10 protein-coding genes are annotated in these 12,099 nt (G+C 73.1%); 7 read left to right on the top strand and 3 right to left on the bottom strand.

The window, feature by feature from the left end; all coding sequences use genetic code 11:
- Positions 1 to 8: 8 nt before the first annotated feature.
- Both AB0E83_RS12535 and AB0E83_RS12530 read left to right on the top strand, forming a co-directional pair.
- Positions 9 to 227, top strand: coding sequence for a hypothetical protein (locus tag AB0E83_RS12535; RefSeq protein WP_362109474.1), 219 nt, complete (start codon positions 9 to 11; stop codon positions 225 to 227).
- Complete coding sequence (locus tag AB0E83_RS12530; protein ID WP_362109473.1) at positions 224 to 898, top strand: NUDIX domain-containing protein; 675 nt, start codon at positions 224 to 226, stop codon at positions 896 to 898. The genes AB0E83_RS12535 and AB0E83_RS12530 overlap by 4 nt, the downstream gene beginning before the upstream one ends.
- Positions 899 to 1,181: 283 nt before the next feature.
- Here AB0E83_RS12530 and AB0E83_RS12525 read toward each other — a convergent pair whose 3' ends face one another.
- Positions 1,182 to 2,048: a hypothetical protein gene (locus AB0E83_RS12525; RefSeq protein ID WP_362109471.1), complete on the bottom strand. Its 867-nt coding sequence runs from the start codon at positions 2,046 to 2,048 to the stop codon at positions 1,182 to 1,184.
- Positions 2,049 to 2,468: 420 nt separating this feature from the next.
- Positions 2,469 to 3,398, bottom strand: a complete 930-nt coding sequence (locus AB0E83_RS12520) for an SDR family oxidoreductase (protein ID WP_362109469.1) — start codon at positions 3,396 to 3,398, stop codon at positions 2,469 to 2,471.
- Positions 3,399 to 3,608: 210 nt separating this feature from the next.
- On the opposite strand from AB0E83_RS12520, the gene AB0E83_RS12515 reads away from it, so the two are divergent.
- The gene (locus AB0E83_RS12515; RefSeq protein ID WP_362109467.1) at positions 3,609 to 4,880 is read left to right on the top strand and encodes an NAD(P)/FAD-dependent oxidoreductase; all 1,272 of its coding nucleotides are present in this window, start codon (positions 3,609 to 3,611) and stop codon (positions 4,878 to 4,880) included.
- A 218-nt stretch (positions 4,881 to 5,098) separates the two neighbouring features.
- On the opposite strand, the gene AB0E83_RS12510 is transcribed toward AB0E83_RS12515, so the two are convergent.
- Positions 5,099 to 5,995: an alpha/beta fold hydrolase gene (locus AB0E83_RS12510; protein WP_362109465.1), complete on the bottom strand. Its 897-nt coding sequence runs from the start codon at positions 5,993 to 5,995 to the stop codon at positions 5,099 to 5,101.
- A gap of 248 nt (positions 5,996 to 6,243) precedes the next feature.
- Between AB0E83_RS12510 and AB0E83_RS12505 the strand changes: the two genes are divergently transcribed.
- From AB0E83_RS12505 to AB0E83_RS12490, 4 genes are all read left to right on the top strand, one after another.
- Complete coding sequence (locus AB0E83_RS12505; RefSeq protein WP_362109463.1) at positions 6,244 to 7,896, top strand: AMP-binding protein; 1,653 nt, start codon at positions 6,244 to 6,246, stop codon at positions 7,894 to 7,896.
- Positions 7,897 to 8,438: 542 nt separating this feature from the next.
- Positions 8,439 to 8,906, top strand: coding sequence for a hypothetical protein (locus tag AB0E83_RS12500; protein WP_362109461.1), 468 nt, complete (start codon positions 8,439 to 8,441; stop codon positions 8,904 to 8,906).
- A gap of 937 nt (positions 8,907 to 9,843) precedes the next feature.
- Positions 9,844 to 10,686 (top strand): PP2C family protein-serine/threonine phosphatase, encoded by an 843-nt coding sequence (locus AB0E83_RS12495; protein ID WP_362109459.1) that lies wholly within the window; start codon positions 9,844 to 9,846, stop codon positions 10,684 to 10,686.
- Between the two features lie 242 nt (positions 10,687 to 10,928).
- The gene (locus AB0E83_RS12490; protein ID WP_362109457.1) at positions 10,929 to 11,936 is read left to right on the top strand and encodes an MASE1 domain-containing protein; all 1,008 of its coding nucleotides are present in this window, start codon (positions 10,929 to 10,931) and stop codon (positions 11,934 to 11,936) included.
- The last annotated feature ends 163 nt before the right edge of the window (positions 11,937 to 12,099 follow it).

Here is a 12,099-nt window from a genome sequence, read left to right as displayed (position 1 = left end):
TAGCCGCCATGACCGACAAGCCCCCGCTCGTCCTCGTCGCAGGCCCCCACCGCTCTGGCACCGGCGGCGACCCGCGGGCCATGGCCGCCGACCCCGCCCACCTGGAAAGAGCGGCCCGGACCGTCTTCGAGGCCGGGCACCTCCCCGTGATCGGCGAGCGGATCGCTCTGCCCGTCCACCACGACGTCGCCGAGATCCCGCGCCGCGCCCCGCGGGAGACCGCGTGACGGGCCGCCCGGGTGTCGACGTCCCCGACCACCGCGGACGTACCGGCCTCCACCTCGCCGGACGCGACCTCGACCGCAACCCCGGCGTCCGGATACGCGACGTCGAACTCACCTCCCAGGGCTGGCACGTCCTGCGCCGGACCACCTTCGACTACCGGCGCCGCGACGGGCGGTGGGAGACCCAGCAGCGCGAGACCTACGACCGCGGCAACGGCGCCGTCGTCCTGCCCTACGACACCGCACGCGGCCGGGTCCTGCTCACCCGTCAGTTCCGCTACCCCGCCTACGTGAACGACCACCCCGACGGCATGCTCGTCGAGGCGGCGGCCGGACTGCTCGACGCGGAGGACCCGTACACCGCCATCCGCCGCGAGAGCGCCGAAGAACTCGGCGTCGGACTCGGCCCGCTCACCCACGTGCTCGACGCCTACATGAGCCCGGGCTCCGTCACCGAGCGCCTCCACTTCTTCGCCGCCCCCTACACCCCGGCCGACCGGACCGGCGACGGCGGAGGAGTCGAGGAAGAGGGCGAGGACATCGAAGTCCTCGAACTGCCCTTCGCCGAGGCCCTCGCCATGACCCGCGACGGACGCATCGTCGACGGCAAGACCATCCTGCTCCTGCAATGGGCAGCCCTGAACGGCCCCTTCTCCCACCAGTGGAACGTCTGAGCTCCTGCCGCCCGTGAGTTCGGGGACTCTTCAATCCGGGCTCTTCGTGCGTCCGGTGAACGCCCGTTGGACGACTGCCGGGACCGACCAGGCGGCACAGGACGCCGACCACCGGCATGTGCGGCACAAGCCGGTTCGCCCGATCGAGCGAGGAACTGCCGGTGGCGCCTCGGACGCCGGGGAGACCTCGGCGGTCGACGACCGCCGAGACCTCGCCGGCACGCGCCACGGCGCCCTGCGGGACCATCGGCCCAAGGGCGAGCGGGTCCTTCCGCGCCGGGTGTCAGAAGCTCAGGTCGAACACGCCCCACGCGGTGAACGGCTCGGCCTGGACGTAGATCCTGCTTCCCCGGGCGACGACCCGCCGGCGGCCGGGGGCACGGCCGTCGGGCAGGGTGAGCAGGCCGGTGCCCGTCGGCTCGACGGACGTTTCGGTGACCCTGCCGAGAGCGAGTCGGTCCTTCTCCTCGCCGTAACCGCCGTAGAAGGCGACCAGCCCGCCGTGGACGGCCACCGCATGGGCGCCCCGGACTCGGTTCGACCACACCCTCACGGCTCGGTCGGCACGGTCGGGGCGTATGGCGACGAGCGGGAAGTCCGTATAAGGGCACGCCCAGGCGCCGGTGCCCGAGACGTTCAGGGCGTAGCAGTCGAGGAGGCCGGGGATGCCGGCGTCGTCCGACGTCCAGGTGAGCCGGCCGGCGGCGCTCCAGCGGCGGATTCCGGCCGGGTTCTCGTCGAAGTGCCCGACCCAGATCTGACCGGCCTCGTCCACCATCAGGTGCTCGACGGCATCCCCGACGGAGAAGGACGAGGTCTCGCGGCCGAGCACGTCGAAGACCTGGACCTGGTGCCTGTCCTCGTCCCGGCGGGCGCGGGACGCGGCGACGACGAACCCGCCGTCGGGCAGACGGTCCAGGTGCGGCCAGCGGGCCCGCACGGCGCTCAGCTCGGTGAGTCCGACGGTGCCGTCCGGATCGACCGAGACGACCAGCGCGTCGAAGGGCAGGAGATCGCCGCCGCGCTGCGGAGCGCGTTCGGCAAGCAGCCAGTGAGCGGCGCCGAAGACGTCGACGGTACTGGTCAGGACGTGGAGGTCGTGGTGCGCTCGGGGAAGGTGGGCGTAAGGGACGAGGGCGGTCTTCTGCACGAGTGGGCTCTCCAGAGTGGTCACGGCGATCGGGCGCGGGGGCGAGCGGCGACCGGCGGCGCGCGAGCGGTGGAGAGCGGAGCGGGGCGCCTAGACGGCATGACCCTTTCTGATCGTCATGGGGCGATCATCGTCGACACCCGGCCCCCGTGACAAACCTTTTCGGCGTGCCTCCTTCCCTCCCACCCGACCGATCGAGCCGAGCACAGGACGCCTGTGCCACGGTGCCGGGCCGCCGCGGCCTGCGCCCGCCGCGCGACCTGGACACGCCCGTGCCCCCGTTCGCCGACGCCTGCCGCCTCGGCACCGCGTGCCCGCGCCGCACGCTCTGCCCCGGCGCGGGCCTCACCGCCGTCCTGGACGCCGGCGCCTCCAGCGGTGGGTACCCTCGCCCGCTGGAGGCGCCGCCGATCGGGGGCCTCACCCTCCTCCTCGTCGCCTCCCCTGCCCGTCCGCGGTCGGTCCGGGGGACGTCCGGTCGATCAGCCTCTCCTCTATGCCGCCGCCCACGCCGAGCAGACCGGTCTGTTCGAACGAGTGCTCCCGCATGAGACGGGGCAGCTCGCGCCGTGAGAGCAGGTCCACCGCGAGGGGGAAGAACGGGCGGCCGGCCTGGGCGAGCCTCAGCCAGGGCGGGGCGTACACGGACGCCGAACGCCGCTCCACTCCCCGTACCAGCCAGGACGCCACCCGGTCCACCGGATACACGCGGCGGGCGGGGCCGGGCATGTGCCCGCGCAGTTCGCGCAGCACCCGGTGGCGGTCGGCGTCGCGGACCATGTCCGTGTCGGTCCAGTGCAGATACGCCACGCCCACGCCGACGTCCTGGTGCGCCATTTCGGCCCGCAGGGAGCGGGCAAAGGCCTCGGCGCCTGCCTTGGAGGCGCAGTAGGCGCTCATCATGGGGGCGGCGCCGAAGGCGGCGGTGGAGGCGACCTGGAGGAAGTAGCCGCCCTCGGCCCGCAGGCCGGGCAGGAAGGCGCGGGCCGTGATCGCGCCGCCCACGAGGTTGACCTCCACCACGCGGCGCCAGGTGTCGGGGTCGGAGGTCTCGAACGGCCCGCCCTCGGCGACGCCCGCGTTGGCGACGACGACGGAGGGGGCGCCGAGGACCCGGGTGATCTCCGCGGCGGCCCGCTCCATCCCCGCGTCGTCGGTCACGTCGACCTCGACGGTGTGGCTCTCCGTGCCGAGCGTCCCGGCCACGGCGGCGAGCGTGGCACGCTCCCGCCCGAGCAGCGCCACGCGCATCCCGCGCCCGGCGAGCCGGCGGGCCAGCCCGGCGCCCAGCCCGCGGGCCGCTCCGGTGACGACGGCGGTGCGTCCTTCGAGTTCCCAGGAGCGGGCCATGGGGGCCTCCGGTTCTTGACGGGTTCGAGGAGCTCACGTCCAGTTCCTCCGCCGGGCGGGTGGCGGATGCGGCGGAGCGCTCCGGACCGGGCGCGGACGCATCCGGCGGGCGCGTCCGCGGCGAAGACGGATCGACGGGGCCGTACGCGAGTCTCCGGACACGCGGGGGCGGCCCCGGACACCGGACACGGGACACGGAGAGAGGGCGGCATGAAGAGGACGACGGACGGCACGCGGTACGACGCGGTGGTCGTCGGAGCGGGGGCCGCCGGTCTCGCCTGCGCCACCGACCTGTGCGCGGCGGGCCTGCGGGTGCTGCTCCTGGAGGCCGGTGACGCGGTCGGCGGCCGGATGCGCACCGACCGGGTGGCGGGCTTCACCGTGGACCGCGGTTTCCAGGTCTTCAACACCTCGTATCCGCAGGTGAAGCGGCGGGTGATGCTGCGGCCCCTGAGGCTGCGGCCGTTCACGCCGGGGGTGCTCGTGCACACCGAGCGCGGACTCCGCCGGTTCTCGGACCCGAGCAGGCGCCCGGGCGAGGCGCGTGACCTCCTGCCGGGGCGGCTCGCGTCGGGCCGCGACCTGCTGGCGCTCTCCGCCCTGTCGGCGCGGGACGCGCTGGCGCCCGCGTCCCTGCTGAGGCGCGGCGCCGACGGGACCACGCGCGACGCGCTGGCCGCGGCGGGCGTGTCGCCGCGGCTGGTGGAGACGTTCTTCCGGCCGTTCCTCTCCGGCGTGTTCCTGGAGGACCGGCTGGAGACCTCGGCGCGCTTCTTCCACCTGGTGTGGCGCAGCATGTTGCGCGGCACCCTGTGCCTGCCGGCCGAAGGGATCGGCGCCGTGCCCGCCCAGCTCGCCTCGCGGCTGCCGTCGGACGTGCCGCGCACCGGAACCGTGGTGTCCGCCCTGGGGCCGGACGGCGTGGTCCTCGCGGACGGGCGGGAGGTGCGGGCCCGCGCGGTCGTCGTCGCCACCGGGCAGCGGGTCGCTGCGGAGCTGCTCCCCGGTCTTCAGGTCCCGGACGGCCGGACCGTGACCACGCTGTACCACGCGACCGCCCGGCCTCCCCTGGACGAGCCCGTGCTGGTCGTGGACTCCGCGCGCAGGTTCCTCCACACCTGCGTCCTCACGGCCGTCCAGCCCGGGTTCTCCGGCGACGGCCGGGCGCTGGTCTCGACGTCGGTGCTCGGCTCCGCCGGACCGTCGGACACGGCGGCGGTGCTCGCGGCCCTGGGCGAGGTGTACGGCGCGGACACGGGCGACTGGGAGCCCGTCCACCGCGTCACGGTCCCGGACGCGCTGCCGGCGATGCCGGGCCCCGCGCCGCTCTCGCGCCCCGTGCGGTGGGCTCCCGGACGGTACGTGTGCGGGGACCACCGGGCGACCGGTTCGGTCCAGGGCGCCCTGGCCTCGGGCGCGCGGGCGGCCCGCGCGGTCCTGGAGGACCTGCGGGCGGGCGCGCTCCGAGAGGGCGGTGCGTGACCGACGCACACGCGCAAGAGCTGCTTCTCGTACTCAGCCACCCGTGCTCCCGGGACCCGCCGCGAGAAACCACGTCGTGACGCCCGGACGCGGGGGCCGTCGACCGCCGCCCACAGCCCGTCGCCCACAGCCCCTCGCCCGCTCCGGCGACACGCGACCGGTCAGCCGCCGCGTTCGTCGACCGCTCTGGAACGACGGCGCCGAGGTGGCGCAGGGGCTCACGCGACTCCGGCGGGAAGCGGCCTCGTGGGCCGTTCGAGCGGGGTGAGGAAGTCCAGACCGTCGAGGGGCTGGTCGGTGAAGAAGCGCAGGAGGAGTTCGCCGACCTCCCGGCGTCGTTCGAGTGCCGGCAGATGGTCGGTGTCGCGGACGAGGGTGAAGACGCTGCCGTCGATGGTGGCAGCGGCCTCCCGGCCGAGGTCGGGGCGGGTGAGGGTGTCGTGCTCGCCGGTGACACAGAGGGTCGGGACGCCGCTCACCCCGCCGTCGGGCAGCCCCGACCAGTCGATCACACGACGGATGGACGCCAGGTGACGCTCGAAGTCCGGTCCCGCGACGGCCGCCATGTCACGGGCCAGCACGCGGGTGACGGCGGCCCGGTTGCGCACCGTACGGTCGGCCGGGGCCATGAGCGCCTCCACGCTGCGGCGGGCATAGCCGTCGGCGTCCCCCGAGGCGAGCGCGTCCGCCATGGCCCGAAGCCCCACCAGCCCCTCCGGCGGGTAGGCGGAGGCAGCTCCCATGAGGGCGAGCCGGGACAGGCGGCCAGGATCCCGCTGGGCGAGGTGGTAGGCGACCGGCACTCCGTAGGAGACGGCGTAGAGGTTGACCCGGCCGAGGTCCAGACGGTCGAGGAGGTCGGTCAGGGCGTCGGCGAGAAACCCGAACCCGTACGCCGCCGGCAGCGGGTCGGCGTTCCCGGAACCGGGCAGCTCCACACTGACGACGGGAGCGGTCCGCGCCCAGGGCCCCTCCATCCTCCGGTAGGAGTACATGTTCTGGAAGGCGCCGCCGATCACGACGATCGGCTCCGTGCTGGGGGAGGGGCACTGCACGACACGGCACTGATAGCCGAAGCCGGAGAAGAAGAAACGGTGCACCTGATCGGCAGTCACGAGGACGGACTCCAGACGACGGGAACGCTTACCGGTGATCAACGACCCGCCCCTGACATGGTTCTCACCGCAGGCCCCGCCCCACACCAACGTGTGGCGTCCCCGGCCCCGCCCGGAAACGACACGCGGGACGACCAGGACACGACGGAATCCGGCCGCACCGCTCGCGGCGACCGGGTCGTTGTCCTCGTGCGTGGCCCGCCGATCCGCGGGCCACGTACGACGCACACCGACCCGCCGGAGCAGACATGTCACAAGACGAGCGGAAAACGGGGACCGGCCGCGGCTTCACCGGTTACGCCGAGGACCTCCTGCGGGTTCTGGCACGACACCCCGACCGGCCCGCCGTCCTCACCGCCGACCGCGGCCCCCTCTCCGCGGGCGGACTGTCCGCCCTCACGCGCCGTCTGGCCCGCGCCCTGCGAGCAGGTGGAATCGGACCGGGCCGGACGGTGTCCCTGCTCACCGGCAACACGCCGCTCGCCCTGGCCGCCCGCTACGCCGTGCCCCTGACCGGCGCCCGCCTCGTCTACCTCTACGACGTCATGCCGCCCAAGGCCCTCGCCCACATCGTCGCCGACGTCGACACGCGCCTGCTGCTCGTCGACGCGAGCCGGCACACCGACCTGGGCCCCCTTCTGTCCCTGGTCGACGTCCCCGCGGTGGCGTCGCTCGGCCCGGTCCCCGGCCACGACGACCTCCTCGCCCCAGCCGCCCTCCCTTCCCCCCACGACCCCGGCGGACACACCGACCCCCACGAAGACTGGTGCATCCGTCACACCAGCGGCACCACCGGTGTCCCCAAAGCCATCCAGGTCACCCACGGCCAGTACAAGCGCTGCCTGGACAGCCTGCACGTCGACGCGGGCGATCCGCCGCGCTTCCTCGCCAACACCCCGCTGTCCCACGTCGCCGGCCTGTGCGCCGACATGGCGCTCCTCCGGGGCGGCAGCGTCGTCCTGCAACCCGCCTTCGACGCCGGTGCGACCCTGGCCGCGATCGCACGCGACGGCGTCACCCACCTGTGGCTGCTTCCGCCGCTGCTGCACCAGCTGCTCGACCACCCGTCCCTGTCCACCACCGACGTCTCCGGCATCACGCGCATCACCTACGGCGGCAGCCCCGCGTCAGCCGCCCGGCTCGGCCGCGCCGCAGAGGTCTTCGGCCCCGTGCTGCACAGCTGGTACGGACAGAGCGAAACGCTCGGCCTCACCGAGGTCCGGCCCGAGGAACACTCCCGCGTCGGCCGCCACGGCCAGATCACCGTGGGCCGCCCCATGCCCGGAGTCGAACTCGACATCCGCGACACGAACGGCCTGCCCCTTCCCGCCGGAGGCCAGGGCGAGATCTACGCCCGCTCGCCCGGAATGATGCGCGGCTACTGGAAGCAGCCGGAACTCACCGCACAGACCGTGCGAGACGGCTGGATCCGGACCGGGGACGTCGGATACGTCGACGACGACGGCTACCTCTTCCTCGTCGGCCGCTGCAACGACCTCATCAAAGTCCCGGGCGGTGGCGTCTACCCGAGCGAGGTCGAAGCCGTGCTGCTGACCCACCCGGCCATCGCGCAGTGCGCCGTCTTCGGCGTCCGCGACGAAGACGCGGCGGAACACATCCACGCCGCCGTCGTGCCGGCCGCGGACCACCGGATCACCCCCGAGGAACTGCGCGCCCACGTCACCACCCACCTCACCCCCTCCTACGCACCCAGCACCGTCCACTTCGTCGCGGACATCCCTCGGACCGCCATCGGCAAACCGGACAAGAACCAGCTCCGAACCCTGCTCACCCGACGCCGTCCCGCCCGCAAGCACACCGACGAGGAGACCGCCACCACACCCGGCACCACGGACAAGACCCCGACCGCCCGCCTGCGCCGCCCCGACAGCACCACCTGACCAGGACGCACAGGGCACCGACCCCTGAAAGGGCCGGCGGACCGCGACGAAGCCGCACCACGACCCCCCAGCCCCCGACCCTGCCGAAGCCGACCGCTCCAGGCGCTCCGGAGAACTGCCCCGGGCGCACGGCGCGTACGAATCGCCCTCACACAGCACCAGAGCCAGGGCACCAACCCGCCCACGGCAACGGCCCGGCCGAGCGCGCCTTCTCCAGCCCCTGCCCCCTCCTCCCGGCCGGCTCCGCCCCCTGCCGTGGCTTCGGCTGGTGAGGGGGAAACGGCCTGGGCGCCGGGCCCGCGGCGGGGAGACTCCATCCGAGTGGAGCCGGGGAGTGCGTAGGTGAGGGGCGAGAGCGGATGTCGGTGGGTTCCGGCAGCGACTGACGCTGGGCCGGCGCTGAAAGGGTGCCGAGTTCTGAGGGCGCCCCTGCTCCCGTGCCGGTTGTGGCAGGTCCAGGGCGGTGCAGCACTGGAACGTGTGATCGATAGCATCTCGTCGCGACGCTGCGGTGGTCAGCGGTCTGACGAGGTGAGGAAGCCATGAGCGATGATGTCCTGTCGATCATTCCGAGTGATCCGCAGTGGCAGCCGGACCGCGATGCGGTCGACCACGTCGTCGCGCTCGTCGAGGACCTGGCCCCTGGTGTGGCGGGCGGCGTGGACGTGGAGATCGAGGTGACGTGGCACGACGTGGTGACGGCCGTCGACTGCGGGGCGAACCTGGAGGGGATCGGTTGCCCCTTGTGTCAGGCGGCCATCGACACGGAGTGGTGGGGCGACCTCCTTGAGGCTCACTGCGACGACGGGTTCACCACGTTCGCGATCGAGGCCCCGTGCTGTGGAGGATCAACCACTCTTGACGCGTTGGATTACGACTGGCCCTGCGGTTTCGCCCGGTTCGAGATCGCCATATGGAACCCCGAACGCTCCTGGTTCAGCGAGGACGAACTGACGGCTCTAGGGGATCGACTGGGCCATCCGGTGAAGCAGGTCCGGGCCCACATCTGACGTCGCATCACGACGGATCGCCGCGTACGGATCGACCTTGGACTTCGGCAGCACCCCGGCCCCCTCGTCGTGCAGAGCGCAACCACGGTCCCGAAGCGAGCACCCAGGCACTCTCGAAACTCAACAACATCACTGTCCCGTGAAAGAGCGCGCTCTCGACGACGAGCTACAGGTGCGCTCGTAATTCACCAACAAAGCCGGCCGGGCGGGGCGCCGGTCTCTGCTCGGGGGGATTCAGGAGACCGGCGCCGGTCCGCGAGAGGCGGTGGCCCTGCACATCACCTCGCCCCGTGACCGTACGGGATCCGCAGCCTGGGCGCGGTTCCTGATGGGCCGGGCCGGCCCTCGGCTGAGCTCCGTGCTCGGGGTACTCGTCAGCCGGAGCACGGAGCTCAGCCGGGTCGACGCTCTTCCCGAGCCGAAGGTGTGTTCGCCCTGCGTGTGGTCGGCGTCGCCGAGAACGCCACCGGTAGAAGCCGCGACTACGGCACCGTTCTCGTCGACGCCGAAACCCGCCGCCCTGCCCGGTGCCGAGGTCGTGTGCCGGGACCGGGCGCCACTCTTGGCCGGGGGCGCCACCGCCGACGCTCCGCAGGCCGTCCAGGTCGCAGATCGCCGGCACCTCTGGCATAACCTGAGCGAGGCCGCCAGCGGAGCGTCGCCCGGCGCCGTCTGCCCAGCCTTCCCACCCCCGCCGCAGGCATCGGCCGAGACCACGACCGCGACGCCGTCAGCGCCGGCAACAGTGCCGTGGCGACGATCGCGGGCAGGGCGGGGCAGGGCGAGGCGAGGCGGGAGGCGAGATCGATGAGATGCGGACGTCGGCACCTCCGGGCAGAGTGGGAAGGACCTGTTCATACCGAGGTGGTCCCCTTGGTCCTGCGCGCTGGAGATGGGACGAACTGATGCGAGGGTCCCCGTGACGTCGGAGTGATCGATGTTCCGCAGACGGCCGGCCGACAGCAGCGAGGACCTCCTGGTCCGGCTCGCTTCGCTGACCGCCAGGGCGCGGGAGCTGGCCGAGACACAGCGTTCCCGTGTCGAGCTCGCCGTGGCCCTGCAGCGCGGCATGCTGCCCTCGGCCCTTCCCGATTTTCCGGGCGCCCGGCTGGCCGTCCGCTACGAGCCCGCCAACCACGGGCTCAACGTCGGCGGTGACTGGTACGACGCCTTCCCCCTGCCCGACGGGCGGATCGGCATGTCCATCGGTGACGTGCAGGGGCACAACATCGAGGCCGCCGCCTTCATGGGGCAGGTCCGCGTGGGGTTGCGCGCGCTGGCCTCCGTCACCGGAGACCCGGGAGAACTGCTCGGTCGCACCAACGACCTGCTGCTCTCCCTGGACGCCGACCTCTTCGCCACCTGCACCTTCCTGCGGCTCGATCCGGCCGCCGGCACCCTGGAGTGCGCCCGGGCCGGTCACATCCCCCACATCTGGGCCACCGCCGACGGCCGGTCCGGCATCGACGACGGCGAGGGTGGGCCTCCGCTCGGCGTGCTTCCCGGTGTCGACTACCCCGTCACGCTCCACCGGCTCACCGCCGGCGGTGTCTTCGTCCTCCTGACCGACGGGGTGGTGGAGGGGCCCTCGCTCCACCTCGACGACGGTCTGGACCGGGTGATGCGGCTCGCCGGAATCACCGCCGCCGCCGGGCTGGACGTCGACGCACTCGCCACCGCCGTCATGAAGCTGGCGGCCACGGTGGGACACGAAGACGACGCGGCCGTCCTGGTCGTCGGCCATGACGGCGGCCCAGCCCGGCCGACGGTCGAGGGGTGAAGGGGGAGGGAACGTCCCTGATCGGCCCGTCCCCGCACGGGCACCCATCAGCCTCCGACCACATGCTCCGACCCGATCGGACGGAATCCGCGAGAACCCGCGAGAACCCGCGAGGGTCCGCAAGGATCCGCCGGCACCCCCGCGGACCGGTCCTGGCCACGAATCGGCCCGGCCCCGTACCGTACGACGGCGCCCGACACGCAGGAGCCCTTGCCCGGCCATGGCGGCCCGGCCGGTGTCTGATGGCTGACGTGTTGGTCACTCGACAGTTCCGGAGCTTCACAAGGGCCGCCCTGACGTCGCTTGCCGTGGCGGTTTGCTACTACGCGGCCGGGCGGCTCGGCCTGCTGGGCCGCCTCGTCGTCGAAGGCGTGGTGGTCACCCCCATCTGGCCGCCCACCGGCGTCGCCGTCGCCGCCCTGCTGCTGCTCGGCGCGCGGGTCTGGCCCGGGGTCGCCCTCGGCTCCTTCCTCGTCATCGCCTCCCTCACCACCCCGGGGCCCACCACGCTGGTCACCGTGGCGAGCAACACCGTCGCACCGCTCTGCTCCTTCCTGCTGCTGAGACGGGTCGGTTTCCGGCTCGACATGGCGCGACTGCGGGACGGACTCTCCCTGGTCTTCCTCGGCGGGTTCGGCGCCATGCTGATCAGCGCGACCGCGGGGGTCGGACTGCACGTGGCGACGGGCTCTCTGGGCACGAGCGAGTTCTGGGCCGTCTGGCTGGCCTGGTGGGTGGGCGACACGATGGGGGTGCTGCTCGTCGCCCCGCTCCTGCTCGCCCTCGCGGGGCCGGCCGGACGGCTCCAGGTACGGCGCTGGAAAGAGGCGGCCTTCCTGGGACTGGCGACCCTGGTCCTCATGCCCCTGGCCGTGCTCAGCCCGATGAGCATGCTGTTCCTCGTCTTCCCCCTGCTGATCTGGGCGGCGCTCCGCTTCCAGCTTGCCGGAAGCATGCTGTGCGCGCTCTTCGCCTCCGTCCTCACCACCTTCGAGGCGACCTCCGAGCGGGGCGCGTTCCTCCACCTGTCGGACGTCGAGATCATGGTCAAGCTCCAGGCGTTCAACGGCTCCGCCGCCCTGACCGCCCTGCTCCTCGCCGCCGTCATCACCGAGCAGCTCGCGACCCGCCGCTCGGTACGCCGCGCCTGCCAGGAACTGGCGGAGGTCCTGGAACACCTCGCGGCCGGCGACCCCCCACCGGGCCCACCCGCCACCGAGCACTCGCCCGGCGGGCACCGGGACCCATGACCCCGGCGTCCGCGATGGACCCACTCAGCGGCGACTGCGACGCCCATGGGACGAGGCCGAGGGCGAGGACCATGGACGGACCCGTCCGTCAGGACCCACCGTGCACGAGCTCGCCAGGCCCCGGTCTGCCGGCGGGCTCCTTCGCATCAGAATCCTGACGGCC

The organism is Streptomyces sp. NPDC035033, from assembly GCF_040636735.1.
Lineage (GTDB): Bacteria > Actinomycetota > Actinomycetes > Streptomycetales > Streptomycetaceae > Streptomyces.
Note: the sequence above shows the minus strand (reverse complement) of the source record. Positions and strands in the feature narration are given on the sequence as shown.

Excerpts from the sequence above, each read along its gene's own strand:
- AB0E83_RS12500 (WP_362109461.1), top strand. The coding sequence starts at position 8,439 with ATGAGCGATGATGTCCTGTCGATCATTCCGAGTGATCCGCAGTGGCAG.
- AB0E83_RS12495 (WP_362109459.1), top strand. The coding sequence starts at position 9,844 with ATGTTCCGCAGACGGCCGGCCGACAGCAGCGAGGACCTCCTGGTCCGG.
- AB0E83_RS12505 (WP_362109463.1), top strand. The coding sequence starts at position 6,244 with ATGTCACAAGACGAGCGGAAAACGGGGACCGGCCGCGGCTTCACCGGT.
- AB0E83_RS12515 (WP_362109467.1), top strand. The coding sequence starts at position 3,609 with ATGAAGAGGACGACGGACGGCACGCGGTACGACGCGGTGGTCGTCGGA.
- AB0E83_RS12520 (WP_362109469.1), bottom strand. The coding sequence starts at position 3,398 with ATGGCCCGCTCCTGGGAACTCGAAGGACGCACCGCCGTCGTCACCGGA.
- AB0E83_RS12490 (WP_362109457.1), top strand. The coding sequence starts at position 10,929 with ATGGCTGACGTGTTGGTCACTCGACAGTTCCGGAGCTTCACAAGGGCC.
- AB0E83_RS12535 (WP_362109474.1), top strand. The coding sequence starts at position 9 with ATGACCGACAAGCCCCCGCTCGTCCTCGTCGCAGGCCCCCACCGCTCT.